The 23,156-nt window shown below is 53.2% G+C and carries 21 protein-coding genes, 1 tRNA gene and 1 pseudogene; 11 read left to right on the top strand and 12 right to left on the bottom strand.

From position 1 onward, the window contains the following. Positions 1-28 precede the first annotated feature (28 nt). The 10 genes from argH (at position 29) to EFB11_RS17040 (ending at position 11,055) form a co-directional block, all read left to right on the top strand. Positions 29-1,417, top strand: coding sequence for an argininosuccinate lyase (gene argH, locus EFB11_RS10535; RefSeq protein ID WP_122790184.1), 1,389 nt, complete (start codon positions 29-31; stop codon positions 1,415-1,417). Between the two features lie 33 nt (positions 1,418-1,450). Next, positions 1,451-2,389, top strand: a complete 939-nt coding sequence (argC, locus tag EFB11_RS10530; RefSeq protein WP_206424177.1) for an N-acetyl-gamma-glutamyl-phosphate reductase — start codon at positions 1,451-1,453, stop codon at positions 2,387-2,389. A 23-nt stretch (positions 2,390-2,412) separates the two neighbouring features. Beyond that, positions 2,413-3,621: a bifunctional glutamate N-acetyltransferase/amino-acid acetyltransferase ArgJ gene (gene argJ / locus EFB11_RS10525; protein WP_122790182.1), complete on the top strand. Its 1,209-nt coding sequence runs from the start codon at positions 2,413-2,415 to the stop codon at positions 3,619-3,621. A 24-nt stretch (positions 3,622-3,645) separates the two neighbouring features. Next, a complete protein-coding gene (argB, locus tag EFB11_RS10520; protein WP_122790181.1) occupies positions 3,646-4,512 on the top strand; it encodes an acetylglutamate kinase in 867 nt (288 codons plus the stop codon). Between the two features lie 22 nt (positions 4,513-4,534). Next, complete coding sequence (locus EFB11_RS10515; RefSeq protein WP_122790180.1) at positions 4,535-5,713, top strand: aspartate aminotransferase family protein; 1,179 nt, start codon at positions 4,535-4,537, stop codon at positions 5,711-5,713. Between the two features lie 20 nt (positions 5,714-5,733). Then, positions 5,734-6,642, top strand: coding sequence for an ornithine carbamoyltransferase (argF, locus tag EFB11_RS10510; protein WP_122790179.1), 909 nt, complete (start codon positions 5,734-5,736; stop codon positions 6,640-6,642). A gap of 165 nt (positions 6,643-6,807) precedes the next feature. Beyond that, a tRNA-Ser gene (locus EFB11_RS10505) sits at positions 6,808-6,898 on the top strand. Between the two features lie 271 nt (positions 6,899-7,169). After that, positions 7,170-9,638 (top strand): DUF6273 domain-containing protein, encoded by a 2,469-nt coding sequence (locus EFB11_RS10500; protein WP_122790178.1) that lies wholly within the window; start codon positions 7,170-7,172, stop codon positions 9,636-9,638. Then, on the top strand, positions 9,611-10,117 hold the full coding sequence (locus tag EFB11_RS10495) for an S-layer homology domain-containing protein (RefSeq protein WP_122790177.1): 507 nt from the start codon (positions 9,611-9,613) through the stop codon (positions 10,115-10,117). The genes EFB11_RS10500 and EFB11_RS10495 overlap by 28 nt, the downstream gene beginning before the upstream one ends. 527 nt (positions 10,118-10,644) lie before the next feature. Then, on the top strand, positions 10,645-11,055 hold the full coding sequence (locus tag EFB11_RS17040) for a hypothetical protein (RefSeq protein WP_206424176.1): 411 nt from the start codon (positions 10,645-10,647) through the stop codon (positions 11,053-11,055). A 47-nt stretch (positions 11,056-11,102) separates the two neighbouring features. Here EFB11_RS17040 and EFB11_RS10485 read toward each other — a convergent pair whose 3' ends face one another. The 10 genes and pseudogenes from EFB11_RS10485 to EFB11_RS10445 all read right to left on the bottom strand — a co-directional run bounded on the left by EFB11_RS10485 (position 11,103) and on the right by EFB11_RS10445 (position 20,891). Then, a complete protein-coding gene (locus EFB11_RS10485; protein ID WP_122790176.1) occupies positions 11,103-12,089 on the bottom strand; it encodes an ABC transporter permease subunit in 987 nt (328 codons plus the stop codon). A gap of 18 nt (positions 12,090-12,107) precedes the next feature. Then, entirely contained in the window at positions 12,108-13,595 is a 1,488-nt protein-coding gene (locus EFB11_RS10480; RefSeq protein WP_122791285.1) for a sugar ABC transporter ATP-binding protein, read from the bottom strand. 101 nt (positions 13,596-13,696) lie between these two features. Further along, entirely contained in the window at positions 13,697-14,206 is a 510-nt protein-coding gene (locus tag EFB11_RS17380; protein ID WP_164706728.1) for a substrate-binding domain-containing protein, read from the bottom strand. Position 14,207: 1 nt separating this feature from the next. Continuing rightward, the gene (locus EFB11_RS17375; RefSeq protein ID WP_164706727.1) at positions 14,208-14,723 is read right to left on the bottom strand and encodes a sugar ABC transporter substrate-binding protein; all 516 of its coding nucleotides are present in this window, start codon (positions 14,721-14,723) and stop codon (positions 14,208-14,210) included. Positions 14,724-14,780: 57 nt separating this feature from the next. Then, positions 14,781-16,091 (bottom strand): hypothetical protein, encoded by a 1,311-nt coding sequence (locus tag EFB11_RS10465; protein ID WP_206424175.1) that lies wholly within the window; start codon positions 16,089-16,091, stop codon positions 14,781-14,783. A 229-nt stretch (positions 16,092-16,320) separates the two neighbouring features. Beyond that, positions 16,321-17,781, bottom strand: a complete 1,461-nt coding sequence (locus tag EFB11_RS10460) for a GH39 family glycosyl hydrolase (protein WP_279220563.1) — start codon at positions 17,779-17,781, stop codon at positions 16,321-16,323. Positions 17,782-17,970: 189 nt separating this feature from the next. Next, a pseudogene (locus EFB11_RS17370) lies at positions 17,971-18,216 on the bottom strand (helix-turn-helix transcriptional regulator); the annotation flags it as partial. A gap of 15 nt (positions 18,217-18,231) precedes the next feature. Then, the gene (locus EFB11_RS10455; RefSeq protein WP_164706726.1) at positions 18,232-18,738 is read right to left on the bottom strand and encodes an AraC family ligand binding domain-containing protein; all 507 of its coding nucleotides are present in this window, start codon (positions 18,736-18,738) and stop codon (positions 18,232-18,234) included. 152 nt (positions 18,739-18,890) lie between these two features. Continuing rightward, positions 18,891-20,240 carry a hypothetical protein gene (locus EFB11_RS10450; RefSeq protein WP_206424174.1) on the bottom strand — a complete coding sequence of 450 codons (1,350 nt, stop codon included), beginning with the start codon at positions 20,238-20,240 and terminating at the stop codon, positions 18,891-18,893. A gap of 27 nt (positions 20,241-20,267) precedes the next feature. Beyond that, complete coding sequence (locus EFB11_RS10445; protein ID WP_164706725.1) at positions 20,268-20,891, bottom strand: hypothetical protein; 624 nt, start codon at positions 20,889-20,891, stop codon at positions 20,268-20,270. A 320-nt stretch (positions 20,892-21,211) separates the two neighbouring features. Here EFB11_RS10445 and EFB11_RS10440 point away from each other — a divergent pair, with 320 nt between their 5' ends. Next, positions 21,212-22,060: an AraC family transcriptional regulator gene (locus tag EFB11_RS10440; protein ID WP_122790170.1), complete on the top strand. Its 849-nt coding sequence runs from the start codon at positions 21,212-21,214 to the stop codon at positions 22,058-22,060. Positions 22,061-22,197: 137 nt separating this feature from the next. On the opposite strand, the gene EFB11_RS10435 is transcribed toward EFB11_RS10440, so the two are convergent. Next, positions 22,198-22,461, bottom strand: a complete 264-nt coding sequence (locus EFB11_RS10435; RefSeq protein WP_122790169.1) for a hypothetical protein — start codon at positions 22,459-22,461, stop codon at positions 22,198-22,200. Positions 22,462-22,533: 72 nt separating this feature from the next. Next, positions 22,534-23,019, bottom strand: a complete 486-nt coding sequence (locus EFB11_RS10430) for a hypothetical protein (RefSeq protein WP_122790168.1) — start codon at positions 23,017-23,019, stop codon at positions 22,534-22,536. Positions 23,020-23,156 lie beyond the last annotated feature (137 nt).

Here is a 23,156-nt window from a genome sequence, read left to right as displayed (position 1 = left end):
GCGAAATCTGACATAGAGAGGGATTATCATGGCAAAATTATGGGCGGGCCGGTTCCAGAAGGAAACCGACCTGGTAGTAAATGATTTTAACTCCTCCATCCTGTTTGACTGCCGCCTATATAAAGAGGATATCACCGGCTCGATCGCGCATGCGACCATGCTGGGCAAGCAGGGCATCATTGAGGAACACGAGGCCGAAAAGATCGTCGAAGGCCTGAAGGGCATTTTGGAGGACATCGAGGCCGGCAAGGTCGAGTTCTCGCTCGATTACGAGGACATCCACATGAACATCGAGCAGCTGCTCACCGAGCGCATCGGCGACACCGGCAAGCGCCTGCACACCGGCCGCAGCCGTAATGACCAGGTTGCACTCGACATGCGCCTGTACGTCAAAAAGGAGATCGCGGAGATTATCGGCCTGACCCTGGGCTTCATGAAGGCCCTGTGCGACAAGGCTAAGGAAAATCTGGATACGGTCATGCCCGGTTACACTCATTTGCAGCGTGCGCAGCCGACCACGTTTGCTCATTATATGATGGCTTACGCCAACATGCTCAAGCGCGACGTGATGCGTCTGGAAGATTGCCTGGAGCGCATGGACGATATGCCGCTCGGCTCGGGTGCGCTTGCGTCCACGACTTATCCGATCGACCGTGATTTTGTCCGGGAGCAGCTGGGCTTTGCCCGTCTGACTGACAACTCGCTCGACGGCGTATCCGACCGTGACTACTGCGTGGAACTGTGCGCTGATCTGTCCATTTTGATGATGCACCTGTCCCGCCTGTCCGAAGAAATCATCTCCTGGTGCTCATGGGAGTTTAAGTTTGTCGAACTGGACGATGCGTATTCGACCGGTTCGTCCATCATGCCGCAGAAGAAGAACCCGGACGTGTGCGAACTCATCCGTGGTAAGACCGGCCGTGTGTACGGTTCGCTGCAAACCATGCTCACCGTGCTCAAGGGTCTGCCGCTGGCCTACAACAAGGACATGCAGGAAGACAAGGAAGCGGTCTTTGACGCCATCGACACGGTCAAGCAGTGCTTGGAAGTGTTTACCCCCATGTTCTCGACCATGACCCTGCTCAAGAAGAACATGCGCAAGGCGGCGTCCAAGGGCTTTATCAACGCCACCGACTGCGCCGACTACCTGACCAAGAAGGGCGTACCCTTCCGCGATGCGTATAAGACGGTCGGCCGTCTGGTCAATGAGTGCATCAAGGCCGACGAAACGCTGGAAACACTCACGCTCAAGGACTTCGGTGCGATTTCCAAGGTCTTCGGCCCGGATGTATACGAAGCGCTTGACCTCAACACCTGTGTGAAGGAACGCAAGGCCATCGGCGGTCCGGCGCCCGGAGAAGTCATGCGTCAGATCAATAAGATCGAAGCATTCATCGCCAGCGAGGAAGGAGAATAAACGGGGAGAGGGGGAACCTCCCTGTGACCGATTATGAAGCCTAAGATTTACATAGACGGCAAAGAGGGCACGACCGGCCTGCAAATTTATGAGCGTTTGGGCAGCCGGGACGACATCGAACTGCTGCTCATCGACGAAGACAAGCGCAAGGACACCGAAGAGCGCAAAAAGTTCTTGAATGCAGCCGATATCGTCTTTCTTTGCCTGCCCGACGCGGCAGCGCGCGAAGCGGTCACGCTCATCGAAAACGACCGCACGCGGGTGATCGATGCTTCCACCGCCCACCGGACGGCCGAAGGCTGGGACTACGGCTTTGCCGAACTGTCGGCCGAGCGCCGCGCGGCCATCGCGCAGTCTAAGCGAGTGGCCAATCCCGGCTGCCATGCGACCGGCTTGATCGCGTCGGTTTATCCGCTCATTCAGATGGGGCTGATGCCTGCCGACTATCCGCTGACCGTCTTTTCGCTGACCGGATACTCGGGCGGCGGCAAAAAGATGATTGCCGAATACGAGGGCGAGGGGCGCGATACCAAACTCGATTCTCCGCGCATTTACGGCCTGAATCTGCATCACAAGCATCTGCCCGAAATGCAGAAGGTCTGTGGCCTGACCTATCCGCCCGTGTTCTGCCCGGTCGTGGACGACTATTATAAGGGCATGGCGGGCACCATCCAGCTGCACAATGCCCTGCTGACCGGTCATCCGTCGGCGCAGGACATCTGCGACAAGCTGGCGGCCTACTATGAAGGACAAAAGCTGGTGACCGTCGCTCCCTTTGGGGGAGAGGACCCCATGATCGCAGCCAACACCCTGGCCGGCAAGGACAGCCTGCAACTGATCGTCTGCGGCCATGAGGAGCAGACCATCGTGACCGCCCTGTTTGATAATTTGGGCAAGGGTGCATCGGGCGCTGCGGTGCAGAATATGAACATCATGCTCGGCCTGGACGAAACCACCGGCCTGAGCCTTTGAACCGATCAAAGAGAGGGTACAGTATGAAGATTATTTCCGGCGGCGTATGCGCCGCAAAGGGCTTTACAGCGGGTTCGACCCGCTGCGGCATCAAGGAAAGCCGTGAGGCAGACGATCTGGCGATCATCCTGTCCGAGTGCGAATGCACGGCAGCGGCGACTTATACCTTAAACCGCGTCAAGGCAGCCCCGATTTATGTGACCATGGAGCATCTGGAAGACGGCGTAGCACGTGCGATCGTTGCCAATTCGGGCAACGCCAACGCCTGTGCGCCCGACGGCATGGAAAATGCGCTGCGCGAAGCGCAGGCAGCTGCTAAGTTCCTGGGCGTGGAAGAGGACCGCGTGATCGTGGCTTCCACGGGCGTCATCGGCCAGCGCATCAACATCGAATGCATCGAAGAAAACATCGGTAAGGTCAAGCTGTCGGCCAACGGCTCGGAAGCAGCCAACCAGGCCATTATGACCACCGACACCAAGACCAAGACCGCGGCCATCGAATTTGTGGTCGGCGGCAAGGTGTGCCACATCGGCGGCATCTGCAAGGGCAGCGGCATGATTCACCCGAATATGGGCACCATGCTGTCCTTCATTACGACCGACTGCGCCATCACCCATGAAATGCTCCAGGACGCGCTGTCCGAGAGCGTGCGCCGCAGCTACAACCGCGTGACCGTGGACGGCGATACGTCCACCAATGACATGTGCGTGGTTCTGGCCAACGGTCTGGCCGGCAATGAACTGATCGAATGGCAGAACGAAGACTATGAGATCTTCTACCGCGCGCTGCATGAAGTAAATGTCCGTCTGGCACGCCAGATCGCAGCCGATGGCGAGGGCGCAACTAAGCTGATCGCCTGCGAAGTCAATGGCGCGCGCAGCGAGGAAGCCGCTGAGCGTCTGGCCAAGGCGGTCTGCGCATCCAGCCTGGTTAAGGCGGCGATGTTTGGCGCGGATGCCAACTGGGGCCGCGTGCTGTGTGCGATGGGTTATTCCAAGGCGCCGTTCCGTCCGGAGTATGTGACCGTTGGTTTCTCGTCGCCGGCTGGCCGGGTGGTTGTTTGCGACCATGGCCATGGCCTGGACTTTGACGAAGAGCTGGCCAAGAAGGTGCTGCTCGAAAACGAAGTGACCATCACGGTCGATCTGTATGAGGGCGAAAGCTCGGCCACCTGCTGGGGCTGTGACCTAACCTATGATTATGTCAAGATCAACGGCGATTACCGCACCTAAAATCGAGTAAAGAGGCAACCAAACATGAATTTTGATGCAGAAACCAAAGCCAATGTCCTGGTCGAGGCGCTGCCTTACATCCAGGAATATTATGGTCAGACGGTTGTCGTCAAATATGGCGGCAATGCAATGATCAACGAAGAACTCAAGGATGCGGTCATCCATGACATCGTGCTGCTGAACCTGATCGGCGTCCATGTCGTTGTGGTGCATGGCGGCGGCCCCGAGATTTCCGAAATGCTCAAGAAGATCGGCAAGCAGTCGCGGTTTGTCAACGGCCTACGCTACACCGACCGGGAAACCATGGACATCGTGCAGATGATCCTGTGCGGTAAGGTCAACAAGGACCTGGTCACCCTGCTGGAAAAGGCGGGCGGCAATGGCATCGGTCTGGGCGGTATGGACGGCGGTCTGTTCCAGGCCAAGCGCCTGACCGACAACGAAGGCACCGACTACGGCTATGTGGGCGACATTGTAGACGTCAATCCGCAGCCGGTCATCGACACTCTGGAAAAGGGCTACATCCCGGTTGTATCCACAGTGGCCCAGGGTATTGACGACGAAACCAATTACAACATCAACGCCGACACCGCAGCCTGCAAGCTGGCAGTTGCGCTGGGCGCAAAGAAGCTCATTTTGTTGACCGATGTACGCGGCCTGATGCGCGATCTGAGCGACGAAGAAAGTATCATCCACCGCATTAAGGTGTCCGAAGTGCCGGCTCTGGTCAAAGAGGGCATTATTTCGGGCGGCATGATTCCCAAGGTGGAATGCTGTGTGGAAGCCGTGCGTAAGGGCGTGGAACGCGCGACCATTTTGGATGGCCGGGTACCGCATTCCATCCTGATCGAGCTGCTCAGTAAGGTCGGCGAAGGTACGATGTTCTATTAATCCGAAAGAAAGTGATTTTCCGATGAAGTATCAAGAACTCAAAGCGCAGGAACAGCAGTATGTCATGAATACCTATGGCCGGTTCCCGATTGCGCTTGACCACGGCCAGGGCGCGGTGCTGTGGGACGTGGAAGGCAAGAAATACATTGACCTCGCGTCCGGTATCGGCGTATGCAGCGTGGGATATAACAACGAAAAGCTGGTGGCCGCTATCGACGAGCAGGCGCACAAGCTCATGCACGTGTCCAACCTGTTTACCACGGCGCCTATGATTCAGACGGCCAAGACCCTGGTGGAAGCGACCGGCATGGGCAAGGTGTTCTTCTCCAACTCGGGCGCGGAATCCAACGAAGGCGCCATCAAGCTGGCGCGTAAGTATTCGTTTGATAAGTACGGCAAGGGTCGCAGCAAGATTGTAACGCTCATCAACTCATTCCATGGCCGTACGGTCACGACCCTGAACGCGACCGGTCAGGATAAATTCCACAACTACTTTTTCCCGTTTACCGAAGGCTTTGATTATGCGGTAGCCAATGACATCGAAGATGTCAAGGCCAAGGCGGACGACACGACCTGTGCGATCATGATGGAGCTCATCCAGGGCGAAGGCGGCGTATTGCCGCTCGAACCGGCCTTTGTGAAGGCAGTCGAAGCGTTCTGCCGCGAGCGGGATTTGCTGCTCATCATCGACGAAGTGCAGACCGGCATCGGCCGTACCGGCAGCCTGTTCTGCTTCCAGCAGTATGACATCCAGCCCGACGTGGTCACCACGGCCAAGGGCATTGCAGGCGGTCTGCCGATGGGCGCTGTGATTGCGGCCAAGACCTGCTGCGACGTGCTGGGCCCCGGCACCCATGCTACCACCTTTGGCGGTACCCCGACTTGCTGTGCGGCAGCTAACGCCGTGCTGGACATCGTGAACCAGCCGGAATTTTTGCAGGAAGTCAATAAGAAGGGCGAATACCTCAAGCAGGGCATTTTGAATTTGGGCTCGGATCAGATTCAGGGCGTGCGCGGCAAGGGCCTGATGCTGGGCATTATCGTAGACCCCGAGAAGCGTGCCGAACTGGTCAATGCCTGCCTGGACAAGGGCGTTCTGGTGCTGACGGCCGGCACGGCTGCCATCCGTCTGCTGCCGCCGCTGACCATCACCTATGAAGAGATGGACGAAGCTCTGGCGATTTTGAAAACCGTATTTTAAATACATAGGAGGAAACCACCTTGAAGCATTTGCTCAAACTGCTCGATTGCAGCACCGAGGAGATCATCGGCCTGCTTGATTTGGCCGACCAGCTCAAATATGAGAGAAAGAACAATATTTCGCACAAGCTGCTCGAAGGCAAGTCGATCGGCCTGATTTTCCAGAAGTCGTCCACCCGTACCCGTGTTTCGTTTGAAACCGGTATGTATCAGCTGGGCGGTCAGCCGTTGTTCCTGTCCGCGCGCGATTTGCAGATCGGCCGCGGCGAACCGGTACAGGACACCGCACGTGTGCTGTCCCGTTACCTCAACGGCATTATGATTCGTACCTTTGCACAGAAGGAAGTCGAGGACCTGGCCGAATACGGCTCGATTCCGGTCATCAACGGCCTGACCGACTTCTGTCATCCGTGCCAGGTACTGGCCGACTTGATGACCATTCGTGAAAAGTTTGCGGTACTCGAAGGCCTCAAGATGTGCTACATTGGCGACGGCAACAATATGGCGAACTCGCTGATCGTCGGCGGTCTGAAAACCGGTATGAAGGTATCGGTTGCTACCCCGGATGATTACCGTCCGGACCCGCTGGTTATGGACTTTGCGCAGCCCAACCCGAATTTCTCCATCACCAATGACCCGATGAAGGCAGCGGAAAATGCCGATATCGTCATCACGGATACTTGGGCATCCATGGGCATGGAGGAGGAAAAGGAAGCACGCATGAAGGCGTTCCAGGGCTACCAGGTCAATGATGAACTGATGGCAGCTGCCAAGCCGGGTGCGATGGTGCAGCACTGTCTGCCGGCATACCGTGGCCAGGAGATTACCGAAAAGGTATTCGAAGAGCATGCCGACGAGATTTTCGAAGAAGCAGAAAACCGTCTGCATGCACAGAAGGCCGTTATGGTCACGCTGATGCAGGATCGATAAGACACAAAAAGGCAATGCAGCACGGCAAGCAATTTTGCCGTGCTGCATTGCCTTTTGGCGTGCGTCGAAAAAAATGAAAAAAGATCATAAAAAAGGCTTGACTTTTTCTTGGCGCTGTCATATAATAATCAAGGTCGCTTCGGTAAGCGGCTTGAAAAAAGAAATGGAGAGTTGGCTGAGTGGTCGAAGGCGCACGACTGGAAATCGTGTGTGCGTGATGAGCGCACCCAGGGTTCAAATCCCTGACTCTCCGCCAGTAAAAAGCACCGAAACATATTGTTTCGGTGCTTTTTCTTTTTTGCTTTTGATGGGCGAAAAAGTTTTGACAGCAATTCTGACAGCAACGGAAATTTTGAAGTTCCGTGGAACAAGGATGTTTTTCAACCTGCACAAAAAAGTGAGCTGGAAAAATCGATTTTTTATGGTATAGTAATAATAATGAATGATTGCCTGTGTGATGTAAGACGCCGGGAGAAAAGGAAAACACAAGGAGGTATCCTCTGACGACCACAAAGGGAGGTTTTCACATGAAAAAACGATTACTCAGCTTGTTCTGTGTATTTGCGCTGCTGGTGGGACTTATGCCTACCGTGGCGTTTGCAGTGGATGGCACGGGCCAGGCAATCCAGTTTGTGGACAATGGGACGGCCGCAAATATCATTGGCGGGCAGGCAGACAGCATTTATTTTGGCACATACCAGCAGAGCAGTGCTGGAGACACACAACCTTCCGGTGAGGAAGGCGTCTACTGGATTAAATCAGACACAGCGACCAAGAATAATGTGGGTCCGTATTATTTTATAGAACCTGTCAAATGGCTGGTGCTAAAGAATGAAAGTAATGAGCTATTCCTGTTATCCGATCAAATCCTTGATAGAATGGAATATAACAAAGTAGACGGGAAAATAAAATGGCCGCAATCTACCATTTGTTCTTGGCTCAACGGTCTTAACGAGAATAATGGTATAGGCGAGGGTCCGATAGATTATTCGAGCGATAATTTTTTAGACACTGCTTTTTCGGATAAGGAGCAAGCGGTTATTCAGTCTGAAACAATTGAGGAAAAGAACGATAATATTGCTCTTCTGTCATATACGGATTTTAATAATGTGCCGCAGGATAAAAAGGAGCCAACCGTAACAGACTATTCCATAGGTCTCGGGTCAAATGATACTAAGTGGTGGATACGTCCCACCTCGACCTATTATGGTAATGGCACGTATTCGATGTATGTGTTGACGAATTTTCCAGTGGGGAACAGTACAAGGTTGAACTACTTTTACGGGGTTCGTCCTGCCTTCCATTTAGATCTGAATTCTGTTCTCTTCACATCTGCCGCGGTCGGCGGCAAATCTTCCGGCGCCGTAGGCGCCGATGCGTTGAAGCAAGTGGAGCCGTATGACGGAAGCGAATGGAAATTGACGCTGAAAGATGATAGCCGCAACAGCTTCAGTGCAAGTGTAGCTGCCCATTCTGGCAATATCGCTTACATCGATTACAGTGGTGCAGCAGCAGGAGCCAATGAGTATATTTCCGCCATTGTCACAGATTCGAATAACACCATTCAATATTACGGGCGTATCGCAAAATCGACAGCTTCTGACGGATCCACAGGCATCAACGTTTCTTCCGTGCCGTCCGGCGATACACTCTGGGTATTTTCCGAGCAGTACAACGGCGATAAGATGACCGACTATGCCAGCAACTTGGTACGGGTCAATCTACAAGGCTATGAAAATACGCCAGACGCCTATGGCATCACCAATACGTTGGAGAATCTCACCAATAGCAATTCTGCAGGCTATCGCCTACAAAGCGAAGGCAGCGATTATACCGCCACCTTGATACCAGACAGCGGCTACATGCTGCCCGAGACCATCACTGTGACGGTGAACAACACATCGCTTACCCAGGGCACCGACTATACCTACGATAGCGAAACCGGTCAACTGACCATTATGGCAAGCGCCATCACCGGCCCCATCGTCATCACGGCGGCGGGCATTGAAAAGATCTACGGCATTTCCGCGGTGCCGACAGATCTGAACTTTGGCAGCAAAACAGCAGGCTATCCAGAAGCCCCCACCGCCCAGACAGTAACCATCACCAATACAGGCAACCACATATTAACGGTTAACCTACCTGGCAGCACGAACTATACTGTCACAGAGGGAACAGGCTTTGTCAATGGTGTCGCCAGCCTTGCCCCGAACGGTACAGCGACGTTTACGGTCCAGCCTATTACCGGACTTGGCGTGGGAAGTTATCGTGAATCCCTTAACATTTCCGGCAGTGACGGCAGTAAAAGTGTAAGCGCCAAGGTAGATCTTTGTTTTGAGGTAACGCAGCAGACCGGCGGTGGCGGCGGATCGTCGGGCGGCAGCAGTACGTCCACGAAAACTCCCAGCCAGCAGGCGATAGATAAGATTGAGAATGCAAAGAGCGGCGAAGTGGTAGAGATTACTCTCAGCACCAGCAACACCAAGCTGGACCAAGAGGTTTTCGAGAAACTCGCAGGCCGTGATGTGACGCTAAAGATCAGCCTGCCGGACGGAGCATTGTGGACGGTGAACGGGCTGGATATCCCCGAAAACGCTGACCTTTCCGACCTGGATCTGGACGTGGATATGGGTACCAGTAGCATCCCGGACGCTGCGTTCAACGCCATCACCGGTGAGGTAGATACCATCCCGTTCACCCTCAAGCACAACAGCGAGTTCGGCTTTCCCATGACATTGACCGCGTCGCTGGACAAGGAATATGCCGACCTGTGGGCGAATTTGTACTATTACAACACACGCACCGGGGAGCTGGAATTCCAGTCTGCCCATAAAATTGGTGCGAACGGTACGGTAGGCCTGCCGCTTACCCATGGCGACCAGTATGCCATCGTCCTTGACGACCGCGACCACACGCCCAAGGCGTTCCCGTTCGAGACGTCAAGGAAAGCGACTGGTACTACGATGCGGTGGACTTCGTTTATCAGAACGAGTTGATGAGCGGCACGTCGACATCCCGCTTTGACCCGAATGGCACGATGAACCGCGCGATGTTGGTCACCATCCTGCACCGGCAGGCGGGCGAGCCAGTCGTCAACTATGCGTTGCTGTTTGATGATGTGGCAAGCGGCACTTGGTACACCGAGGCTGCCCGCTGGGCGGCAGCCGAGGGCATCGTCAGCGGCATGACCGAAACGGCGTTTGCGCCGGACTCGTCCATCACCCGTGAGCAGTTCGCCACCATCCTGTACCGCTACGCGCAGCAGAGAGGCGTGGATGTGTCGGTAGGGGAGAACACCAACATCCTGTCCTACGTCGACGCACTTGCGATCAGCGAGTACGCTATCCCCGCCATGCAGTGGGCGTGCGGCGCAGGCATCGTTGTGGGGAGCGGCGCGCACCTGAACCCGCAGGGACAGGCGACCCGTGCCGAGGCCGCGACTATGCTGATGCGGTTTATCCAGACTGTTGCATAATGAAGCAAAACAGAAAAGGCAGCGAAATGCTGCCTTTTTTGCTGCCCGACGCAGCCGTAGAAATGGGCGGTTGCGACTATGACATTTACATAGCCACCGAAGACTGAAAAACTGAACTGAACCTCATTTATTAGACAGTATGGTATATTGGATAACAAGTGAGGTGCTTTATTAGGCCCAAAGGAATACCAAACAAATGATACGCACCAGAATTCAAAAAGATAGTGATAGCAATGATACTGAGGAGCATAATCATTTGTGACAGAAATCAGGGGAAGAAGTATGAAAAAACAGGCACAGAACAAATCCAGCAGTGAGATTTTACCGAAGAAGGGGGCAAATGTCCGCACACCATAAGAGCACCAGCGCACAGCAATGCACAATCTTGACCTCATCAATCGAGAAAGGAATTACAGTACATTGATTGTACTGCCAACCGGTGGCGACAAGACCTATACTGCTGCACTTTGGCTGCTCAAAAATGCTATTGATCAAAAGAAAAAATTCTGTGAATTGATCACCGTCAGATGCTGTTGGATCAGGCGGCGCAGTCTTTTCAGCAATACGCCTATGCAGAGAGCATACCGCATATTTCTTCCTTCCACTACCGGATTATCTCAGGTACGACCGAACATGATCGAGCAATCGATATTACACTGGAAGATGATCTGCTGATTGTCGGTAAGGATAGTATTGATCGCAATTTAAGTTGCCTGGATGTATGGTTAAAAAAGCAAAATGAGGTCTATTTGGTTATTGATGAGGCACATCACAGATTTGGGGTCTTAGTTCTATCCCGTTGGCTCAGCTCATTACGTTCCGACCACGGGACGAAAATTTATAATCTATTCTTTCAGAAATGGATGAATGCCTCTTATATTATAGAAAATTTGATTTTTCTTAAAAAAAGATTTCTGGGTGTTCCGGGACCACGGTAGGACCGCTTCCCGGAACACCCAGAAGAAAAGGAAGAGAGAGATTATCTTTATGCACGCTTGGCGTTCTTGCGCATATCGAGAACAACCGAGCCAACGATGATGATGCCCTTGACGATGTTGGTCATGTTATCGTCGACCTTCAGCATAACCAGACCATTGTTGATAACGCCGAGGATCAGGATACCAGCCAGAACACCGGATACACGGCAGATACCGCCGGTATGGGAGGTGCCGCCGACCGTTGCAGCAGCGATGGCGTCCAGTTCGTAGTTCAGGCCCGAGTTTGCCGGGTCAGCCGAACCAGCGCGGCCAGCCAGCAGCATGCCGGCGATGGCTGCACACAGCGAGCACCATACATAAACCAGAATCAGGTTCTTTTCTACGTTGATACCAGCCACGCGTGCGGCCTGGTCGTTGCCGCCGATGGCGTAAACATTTTTGCCGAAGCGGGTCTGGGTCAGCAGGAACGCCGAAATGGCGAACATGACAAAGAATACAAGGATGATGACCGGGAACACGCCGCCGATGCGATAGGAACCGAGGAAACGGAAATCTTCCGACAGGTTGGAAACCGGGCGGTTGGTGTACATTTTCGCACCTGCACGGCAGATGAGCTGTGCACCCAGGGTTGCGATGAACGGCGGGATTTTGGTGTAAGCGATGATCGCACCGTAGATGGCGCCGATGCCAGCGCCGAGTGCCAGACCGATCAGGATAACGACTGGAGCGGGCAGGGGGCCAACGCCCGGCAGGATAGCATTTGCGTAGTCAGCCGGCTGCACAAGCGAAGCGGTGATACAGGCGACGAGCGCCGCGGATGCGCCGATCGTCAGGTCGATGCCCTTGGACAGGATGGCGAACATAACGCCGAAGGCCATGATGCCCTTAACGGCTTCGCCGGAGAGCAGGGTCAAAAGGTTGCCAACCGAGAAGAAGGTAGGCTGCGCGATACTCATGATGATGACCAGCGCGATCAGCACCAGCCAGATCGAGTTCTGCGACAGGAATTTCTTTTTATCAAATGTTTTCTGCATACCGTATACCCCTCTTTCTTATTGCTTTTCGGCAGCGGGCTGATAAGGAACCTCGCTGGTAGCATATTTCAGGATGAGTTCGCTCGAGAAGTCCTTGCGGTCGACGATCGCGGTCATCGTGCCTTCGTGCATGACGACGATGCGGTCGGACATACCCGTGACTTCGGGCAATTCGCTGGAGATCATGATGATGGCTTTGCCTTCGCCCGCCAGCTTGGTGATGAGCGAATGGATTTCAGCCTTTGCGCCTACGTCGATGCCGCGGGTCGGTTCGTCGACGATCAGGATATCCGGATTGGTCAGCAGCCACCGGCCGACCAGCACTTTCTGCTGGTTGCCGCCCGACAGGTTCTGGATGGGCGTGTCGATGGTCGGTGTTTTGGTGTTGAGCTTCTTTACATATTCCTCGGTATCCGCGCGCATCTTCTTGTGGTCGAGCGGGAATCCGTATTTTTTCAGGTTTGCCAGCACGGTATTGTCCTTGACGCTCAGCAGGCCGACAATGCCGTTGCCGCGCCGGTCTTCGGTGAGCAATCCAATCTTGTTGGCGATTGCGTCCTCCGGCGACTTGATATGCAGTTCTTTTCCGTCCTTATAAATCTTACCGCCGGTGATCTGACGCATGCCGAAAATGGCTTCAGCCGTTTCGGTACGGCCCGCGCCGACCAGACCTGCCATACCCAGGATTTCGCCCCGGTGCAGCTCAAACGAGACGTTTTTGACCGCTCGTCCAGCGGACAGATTTTCAACTTTCAAAATGGTATCGCCGATCGGGCAGTCCACCTTGGGGAACATGTCGGTCACTTCGCGGCCGACCATCAGCTGGATGACCTTGTCGACGTTCAGGTTTTCCGCGCGGTCGGTGGCAATGTACTCGCCGTCACGATACACCGTGATGTCGTCCGAAATGCGGAAGATTTCGTCCATCTTGTGGGAGATATAGATGATGGCTACGTTTTTGGATTTGAGTTCTGCGATGATGCGGAACAGATGCTCTACTTCGGCATCGGTCAGCGACGAAGTCGGTTCGTCCATGATAACGATGCGGCTGTCATACGAAACCGCCTTGGCGATTTCGACCATCTGCATTTTGGCAACCGTGAGATTGCCCATCTTTTCGTCCGGGTCCACATCCAGATTCAGCTTCTGGAACAGCTCGATGCTGTCCTGGCGCATCTTCTTGTGGTCGACGATCAGACCCTTGCGGGGCGCGCGGCCCAGCCAGAGATTTTCACATACACTGCGCTCGGGCACCGGTGAAAGTTCCTGATGAATCATAGAAATACCGGAACTCAGTGCTTCCAGCGTGTTTTTAAAATGAATTTCTTTGCCTTCAAAAACGATCTTACCCGAGGTGGGCGGATGAATGCCGATCAGGCATTTCATCAGGGTCGATTTGCCTGCACCGTTTTCGCCCATCAGGGTGTGTACGGTACCGGGACGCACCTTCAGCTGCACGCCCTTCAGCGCACGCACACCGGGGAAATCCTTGACGATATCGGTCATCTCCAGGATATACTCTTGACTCACTGTTCTTCCCCCCAATTTTATTTGAGTTTGGTTTAGGAAAGGGACATCGCTTGCAATGTCCCTTTTCTTGGATTGTCTTACATGTATTCGTCCACATTATCGAGATAAACCGGCTCGAATGGTACCCAAACCAAGCGACCGCTTTCATCGGTCTCAAACTCGGTGCCTTCATTGATTGGCTTACCGGTAATCATGTTGATTGCGGCCATAACTGCACCATAGCCCTGTCCCACTGGGTTCTGAAAAACTGTCATGGCCATTTCGACGTTCTTGACAGCCTCACAGCCGTCTACAGTTGCGTCGATGCCGACGAGCGGAATTTCAGTCGGGTCGACACCCTTGGACTTCATTGCTTCGATTACACCGAGTGCCATAGCATCGTTGTTGCAAATCACACAGTCATAGTCAATCGTGTTAATCAACGGGGAAACCGTATCTTGAGCCGTTGCGCGGTCATAATCTGCAACGAGGTCAGAGGTTGCTGCAATGGGGTTGATACCATTGTCCTTGAGAGCCTTGATCGCGCCTTCTGTGCGTTTCGTAGTATAAACCTGACCTAATGTGCCGCATACCATGATATACTTCACATCAGTTTGTCCCTTTTCCTTTAAAGTAATCGGCCAGGAATTCACCCTGATAGTATCCCGAAGTATCCTCGTCTGACCATACGCCGCAGACATCCTCAGAGAATTTGGAATAAACATCCTCGTCTAACGAACGGTTGACAAATACAACCTTCATATCTCCCGCTGCATCAATGCATTGCTGTGCCGTACCAGGGTCTACGATGTTTACAATCACAGCATCATCGCCGTTGTTGCGTGCCGATTCGATATATTGCAGCATTTTACTGGTATCGAATTGTGCGTCCTGAGTAGTTATTTTGACTCCAAGTTCGTCTGCCGCGTCCTTGCAGGCCTGCTCGAGCGTACTCATGAATTCATCCCGCGAGGCAATGATCATGGTCATGCTGATGCCGCTATCGCTGTCTCCTTGGGTATTGGTGGACGAAGCAGCACCCTCATTGCCGCTGCCGCAACCAGCTAAAAGAGCCAAACACATCGCCGCAGCTATCAAACTAGCGAACAACCTTCTTTTTTTCATAGTCAATACCTCTTTTCTTCTACTCATTGTCCTTTATCTCAAATATTTATTGAGACTTTAATCCATCCGTTCGACTTCTTCTCGAACGATCTGTACCCAGCGATATGCATTTTCTGGATTGCCACCTAGAGTATGGTTGTCCTTCATCATGATTTCCAGATGATTGTTACGGGTCTTTTTGAGTAGGTCGCGGGTATAATTGCGGATGTACTCCTCATCCATCTGCGGCACGGCGAGATAGGTGGGGCTGGGCTTGTGAGAATAGATGTAATCTCGGCCGAGCTGTTCGCTCATGACCTCCAGGTTAGCCCAGGCCGATACCGAAACGCGGCGCAAGTGCGGGATTTTTTTGACGTATTCCCAGCGGGGATTGATCGGTTCGCAGCAGCCGTAGCTGAGCAGGCCGAACGGCTCGGCCAGTTCGATCTGATAGGGCAGAATGAATTCGGCAAACATGGCGGGCGAAACCTCGCCGGTCTCCTGCGATTCGAGGAACAGCCACATATCCTCCATGCGCGCGCCGGTCGATTGGCCCTGCGGGCCGGCGGCCGGCAGCTCGGAGCAGAAGCCATAGCCGCCCGAACCGACATAGGAGCTGTTGCTGTTGTAGCACAGGTAGCCGTTATCCTGTAAATACTTGGCTTTTGCCTTGTATCCGTCGGTGATCTTACGCATGAGCGCGTGGAATTCGTCCGGATAGTCGTAGAAATCGTAAAGCATCTCTTCCAGGCCACGTAGGTTGGCGTAGTCGAGCGTAATGTGCATAGCGTGCCACCACTTGTGGCGGATTTCGACCTCCAAGATGCCATCAAAGACCTCACAGGCCAGTTCATAGGCCATCTTGGTGGCTTCTTCGTCCATGTGGATTTCTGGGCACTTGACCAAGTCGAGCTGGGTTTCCAAATCCTCGATGGGAGGCTTAAAGATATAGGCGCCCCCTTTTTCCACATTCTCCATGCCTTCGGGGGTGGTGTCCACACCCCACTCGGTGTCCACGGCCGTGTAGGGCAGGTAGAACTTGGCTTCCTGGACGCGGTCATCCTTCATTTTTTCACCCCAGATGACCTCTTTGCGCAGCCACATTTCCCAATCCTTGGCCAGTTCACCCTCGCATTCCAGGGTGTTCCAAGGAACGATCTCGTTCCAGCCGTTTTCCGGGCCAATGAAGATCAGTGGGCGGGTATCCTTGAGGTCGTTGTGCGCGGTCCACAGTTTGACCTTTTCCTGTTGGATGGGGAGTTCGGCAAGTTCACGCAGTTTCTTAGCCCATTCCCGCAGGATGCTTTTGTCGTGTTGGCTCATGACAATCTGGCTTTTTTCTGGACCATGCAACATCCAGTTACCGCATTGTGCTTTATCGATACTCATTGGAGATTCCCCTTTCCGTTATCCTGTCTTTCGCTGGATGATGATGCCATTATAGCCGAATTCCCCAACCAATGATATGGTATTCACGTTTCACTTTCGACTGTTTTCCAACCATTTCAAGAAAAATGGCCTCCTAGGTTTTACCAAACCTTGGAGGCCGTTGTCATAAAATCGATATTTTTACGTTAGGAATGCTTATTTTCTTAAAAATAAATTTTTGTATCCGGATTCAAATCGCGCTGGGCTTACACAAAATCAGCTCCACTTCGTTGCTGCCCAGGGTGGTGGTATAGTGGTACTGCCGGGGCACATATTCTTGGCAAGTGGTGTAGCTGGGTATGGACAGACGCTGGATGTAGTCGACCTGCTCGGTGTTCATGGGTTCGGGTGAACCCATTTGCAGCCAAGTATCGTAGGCACTACCGTGGGTGCTGTCGATGCGGTACATCGAAAAGGTGTACACCCCTTCCTTCAGGCCGGTCAGCAGTAGATTGAATTGCCGCGGGCCGCTATCCTGAAAGGCATACTGCCCCTTGGTGCGCAGCGCCTGATAGGTGTCCACATAATGGCCGTAATGGTACAGCAGCACGGCGACCGTGTCCTGGTCGCGCGTGGCGTACCAGCCGTCGCCGCGGCCGATGCAGCCGCCCTTCATGCGCGCGATCAGGCGAAAAGCATGGTAGGCGCTTTTGGGGATGCTGTTGGTGGTGAACATGCCGTAGCCGCCATGAAAGACCTCCATCTGGTGAGTGGTTTCCTCCATGATATCACTGAGCACCCAATAATTGATACCAGCCAGGCGGTGACGGTTTTCCAGTAAGTTTTTGACGATAAATGCTGCCTTGAACCGCATATCGTGGCAGGGATCATTCTGCCAAAGAGAGGAATTCCAGGCTTCTAGCACAATCGGCAACTTGTCCAACCCCAAGCGTTGCAAATATGACTCGGTGTGGTCCAGGCAGTGCTCTAGGTAGTCTGGGTCGGGCGAACATGGAATCGGAAGTGTCTGTTTGTCGGTCACGGTAGCGAACACATCTGCCCCTTGTAAGCTTACCGAATCCACGTGGAAGCACTGCACCGACAGGAAATCGGGCAAACAGTGGTAATAGGCGCTCTCGGATAGGAACCAGCGCAGCAGGGCGCCGTCATCCCGACCCAGGTAGTCCATATCGTTGCCCGGTCCACCGAAGGAAAGTCGCTTGTCCACAGCCTTGACCGTTTGATAGGTTTCGCGGTACAGACGGAGCCATTCCTGCTCAGTCATGCAGCCGTAGCTGACATAGCAATGGGAAATGGTGGTGAATTTCCACTTGCGCACCGAGGCCCGGCCGTACCGGTTAACGCAGTGCAAAATGGTCTCGCTGACCAGCTCGTTCCAGACCACCCAGTCCGAGGGCGGGCAGATCGAACAGCGGTGGGAATAATAGGTCTCCGACCGCACGGCCAGGGCCGACGGCATGTAACTGAATTCCAGATAGGGCAGCAGCCCCTGTGCCAGCACGAAATCATACAGCAGGTCAAAATAATTGAAGTTGAACGAATACTGCTCGCTGATGCCCTGGAAGATCTGCATGCGGTCGTCAAAGATGCCGTGCATGCGCAGGTAGGTAAACCCGATCTCGCGCTGGGCCTGCTGGATTTGCTCCTGCACCGGGGCCAAAATGCCCTCGCGTGCCCAGCCGATGCTCATCATCAGCGGACAGTTGCCCGCGCGGCTGCGCTTCTGGCAGTCGCATACGACCTCCTGCACTTGGTATTCGGTCGCCGCGGGCGGCTGGCTCTCGGCCGGCTCTTGGCAGTATTGTAGCAGCCGCTCCAGCCCGATGGGCGAACCGACATGAGGGATCGGCTTGACCTGACCGCCTTCCTGCCGGCGCATTTGCTTGGGGGTCTGGCCGTACTCGGTGCGGAAGTTCTGGATAAAGGCGGTGGTACTGGCAAAGCCGTTTTCCGAGGCGATCTCGGTGATGCTCTTGGAGGAGTGCAGCACCTCCTGCATGGCCCGCCGCAAGCGGAGCATGCGCAGATATTTCATCACCGAAGTGCCCATGTGCGCCTGGAAAATGCGTGAGAGATACCCGACTGACAGGTGTTGCGCCTCGGCTAAGCGCTGCACCGTCCAATCCTCCTGGTAATGCGCCTAGAAGGTCTGTACAGCACGCTGCACATATTGTAGCGCCGTGCTGTCGCCGCCTTGGTCCTGTGTGGTGTCCGGCTGGGCAAAGTCTCGGCTCAGCAGGGACAGCATCATATGGACATAGCCTTCGGCCAGAGTCTCATCCTGGGCCAGCAGGGCAGAGACGCTGTGCGCCAGCCATTGGCGCAGCTGCTGCACGGCAATCGAGGGCGCCTGCCGGGAATAGAATGCAAACCGGGGCACCATATGCCCCAGCGACTGCAAAAACGTCGGGCTGAGATGCAGCGCCAGCAGATGCCCCTCGCGGGTGGTCACCACATGCAGCTCAAACGGGTTGAGCACCAGCAAATCCCCGGCATACAGCGTGTAGGTCTTGTCGCGTATGGTCATGTCCACCTGTCCGAAAAGCACGAAAGCGATCTTCAGATCTTCGTGCCAGTGCACGATATCCTGTTCGTTTTCCGTATGGACTTGGAACCAGACGCGCTCCTTGTGGTCGTTTCTGTTCATATTCGTCTCCCGCCTTCCCCACATCGGCGTCCAAAGGACAGATTTTGTATTGACAGTTTTCTTTGGTTTCAGCATACCATAAATATGCAGATTATACCAGCGCACCGGAAGAAAAAAGCCACGAGGACTTACTCGTGGCTTTTTGGTTTTGTTTAACCGTATACGCGCTGCACTTCTTCGCGGGCGATCTGTACCCAGCGGGAAGCATTTTTCGGATGGTGCCCCAGCGTGTGGTTGTCCTTCATGAGCAGTTCGACCTTGTTACCACACTGCTTGCAGTAGGTCAGCACTTCGTTTAGGCGCCGGCGGATGTACTCCTCGTCCGGATGGGGCACTGCAATGTCGGTCGGGCTGACCTTGTAGCAGTACACATAATCGCCTTGCAGCAGCTCGCTCATCTTGCGGCTGTCCGCCCACTGGGACACCGAAACACGGCGCAGGCGCGGAATGGCTTCCTTGACGTATTCCCAGCGCCGGTCCAGACCCTCGCAGCAGCCGTAGTAGTTCAGGCCAAACTTTTCGGCCATCTCGTGCTGGTAGGGCAGGATGAATTCCTTGACCATTTCCGGGGAAACCTCGCTGGTCTCCTGCGCTTCGTTAAAGCCCCACATGTCCATCAGCTTGACCTGGCCGGGGGTGCCGTGCAGCTCGGAGGTGTAACCGATACCGCCCGAACCGATGTACATGCTGCCCGCGTTGTTCGGCAGCAGGCCGTTCTTTTCCAGGTAGTCGAATTTCTTGAGGTAGCCGTCGGTAAACAGACGCATCATGGCGTGTACCTGGTCGGGATAGTCGTAAAAATCGCACATCATGTTTTCCATGCCGCGCAGGTTGGAGTACGACAGCGACAGGTCGGGCGACCACCACCACTTGTGGCGGAATTCGACTTCCAGGATGCCGTCGAACACGTCCTTAGCCAGGTCAAAGGCCCGGTTGGACGCTTCCCAGTCCACGTGGATTTCCGGGGTCTTGATGTACTCGGACAGGTCGAGTTCTTCGTACTCGTCCTCCATGTCGGCAAACGGCGCCTTCCACACATAGGCTTCGCCCTTGGTCGGGTCGCCGATGCGCTCCTCCGAGATGCCCCAGGCGGTGTCCTCGGCGTGGTAGGGGATGTAGAACTTGGCCTCTACAACCTTGTCGTCCTTCATCACCTCGGCCCAGTACAGCTCCTTGCGCAGCCACATCTCCCAGTCCTGGGCCATGTCGCCCTCGCACTGGATGGCCTCATGCCAGGGGAAGATCTCGTTCCAGCCGTTTTCCGGGTCGATATAGATGACCGGCTGTTCGGTCTTCAGGTCGTTGTGCGCCGTCCAGAGCTTGGCTTTTTCCTGCTCATACGGGCGCTCGGCAAATTCGCGCAGGCGGGATGCGACCTCCCGCAGCACCTGCCGGTCGTGGTCGGAGACCACGCACTGTTCGAGCGGCCAGCCGTGCACCATCAGGTTGCCGCCTTGGCCTTGGTCAATTCGGTTTACACCTACATGTTCATCGAGTTTCATATTGTTCCGGTCCTTTCTTTATCAATTTTAGCCAGCCAGGCCCAGGGGCGAGAACAGGGCGTATACGCCAAGCATCGCCAGGAAGCAGACCACCGAGGCCGGCTTTGCCAACCGCCACGGCGTCAGGTTGACGACGCCCGCGTCGGTCAATTCGAACGGGGTTTCGCGCGGACGCAGCCGGCCGATCACCAGCATGATGCAGATGTCCAGGATGAACAGCGCGCCGCGGATGTACAGATAGTGGAAATCATAGTCTACAAAGTGGATGAGGCCGTAGAGCACCGCGTGCACGATGAGCGTCACCTTGGGGGCGATGGCGGGCACGCGCTTGGTGTAGAAGCTGACCAGGATCACGGTCAGGATGGATTTAGCGTAGAAGCCAAAGCAATCTTGCAGGAAGTCATACAGGTAGCTTGGGGCGTTGATGACGAATGGCGCCACGCAGATCGAGATAACCGCCAGCACGGTGCCGATCTGGTACGGAACCAGGAAATTACGGCAACCAACACTGTAAACAGAACGAAAGTGCATAGTGTCAGCATAATATCCCTCTTCTAAAGCTTTCTGTTGATTTTTATGCTGCAATTTGGCCGAATTGTGCCCGGATGGGTTTGTGCCATCATCATAGCACAGCTGTTTTTCTTTTTGCAAATTGCTTGTAGACGTTTGGACGCTGTTTTTGTGTATTTTGCTTAAAAGTAGCTTTCTGGATGAATTGGATATATTTTTTTGATTTTTCGTGGTTATATTGTGCATATTGCATGAGTATGCGCATTTTGAAAAGGAATTCAGTTTAAAATAATCATCCGTTTTTTGGAATTTTCGTTCTTTGGCTGCCAATAAATTTTTTGCGCAAAAAAATAGGCGCATTTAAAAAAATATTATGCTAAAAATAAGCATGTTATTTTTTAAAAATTTATGATAAAATCAAAAATTATCATTTTTTTCTGTTCCATAGGGAGGCATTTTCCATGTTGGTTCAAAACGAAAAAGGGGTCCTACCCGGCTCCGAACGCTTTTACAGCAAGCTGTCCAACGATACGCTGCGCATGCTTTATTATGTCACCGGCTGCGGCCATTATTTCTGTGAAAAGGGCTACCGCATCGATCGTAGTGGCATCGAACAGGTCATCCTCATGTACATCGAAAAGGGAAACTTGACCGTCGAATACGACGGCTATCACCAAGTTGCCAAGGAGGGCGATATTGTCCTGCTTGATTGTATCCACTACCACTACTACAGCACCCCTGACTATTCCGAATTTTATTGGATTTTCTTCCAAGGACTCAACTCGTTTGAGTTTTGCGATTACCTTATTGAGAAAAATGGGCCGGTTTTCCGTACGCCCAACAACTCTAAAATCGGCGTATTCTGTCGTCACATGCTATCTAAATTCTCCACAAATCAGCCGCTTATCGATTCCGAGCATTCACGTATTATACATAGCATGCTGTGCTATCTCATGCCAAACACCCCGGCATCTTCGGCTGAGGAGGATTTATCCCCCGCTCGGAGGGCTGTGCAGTACATTCAGGAACATCTGGGAGAGCCGCTTCAGCTCAAGGACATTGCTCAGTATGTCGATTACAGCCCAGCCCATCTGATTCGTTTGTTTCAAAAGGAATTCCAGTGTTCGCCCTATGAATACCTGATCACCATGCGCATGGATCATGCCAAATATCTACTCAAGACCACCTCCATGCCGATCAAATCGATCGCCCTGGAGGTCGGTTATCAGACCGAATCAGGCTTTACCAACGCCTTTTCCGAGCGTATTGGCATCGCTCCGCGGCAGTTCCGCGAGCTGCCGCTCGGATGATCGAAATATTTCTAACGTTCGTGTACGGGATGAGTATAGCAAAAGCGATGGACACAGGATGTCCATCGCTGCTTCTACGATAATGGTGTTGTATCCATATTTCCTAACGGTTGCATACTAACACTTTGCTTCTGTTTCTAGCATATGGGATAAATCGAAATTGCCTGTTCATCAACGGTTCTCAAAATTTCCAATAGGCTAGGCATACACGATGCGTGATGCCCTTTACGTAGAGGAACGGGATTTACTCCAAGCTTCTCGAATTTCTTCAGCAAATCGTCAGTTTGCATATCATGATCTTCCATCCAATGGAATGTAGCATCGATGGTTTGTTTACGCTGCATCTGCTCCAACAGGGTCTGCATCTGTTTTTTTGTTTCTGTATGAAACTTCGACTGCATGATTTTTTTCGCTGCTTCTTCATAGGAATAATACTCTAGGTCTGGATAGCATTTTTCTACCAGTTCTAAAATTCAGTCCTTGTTTTGTTTCATCAGACGTTCCAAAAGAGCGCATGAATCGTCTCTGTTGTGCTTCTTTTCGATGTGGCGTAGCTTGTCCCGGCCGTAATGTATTTCGATTCGCAGTACACCGGAAGGCAATTCTTTATAAGCTACTGTCAAATTGACTGGGATGTCTTGTCGTAGATCACCAACTCCTGCGAACCACAGGCGATGTGGATGTAATGCTTGTTGTACTGATTGGCCTTTTTTATCCGGGTTTTGATAGTGCTTCCGCTCATATTTCTTGGGGGTTGCGGTTTTACGAAGAAGTCGAACCAGTTTCTGAAATACATCCTGTCTGTCACAGTGGATATTCGTGCAAAGATCAACGCGAGTGAGGTAATACCAGCTCATGTTCCTTTCAAATAATGAGTTCACACCCAGAAGAACCTTATAGGGATGGAATGGCTGGAATTGCAGCAGTATACGAACAATATAGCAAAGAAAATAACGCAAAAAGGCGATCTGCTTGCTTTAAATCTCTGACGTTACGCCAGTAAAAGCACCGAAACATATTGTTTCGGTGCTTCTTTTGTTTAGCTTTAGCGCAAAGAACCATCGGTTAGGACAGTGAGAATAAGAATCTTTAGATA

Source organism: Intestinibacillus sp. Marseille-P6563, from assembly GCF_900604335.1.
GTDB lineage: Bacteria > Bacillota > Clostridia > Oscillospirales > Butyricicoccaceae > Butyricicoccus_B.
This window is presented reverse-complemented; position numbering and strand designations above follow the sequence as displayed.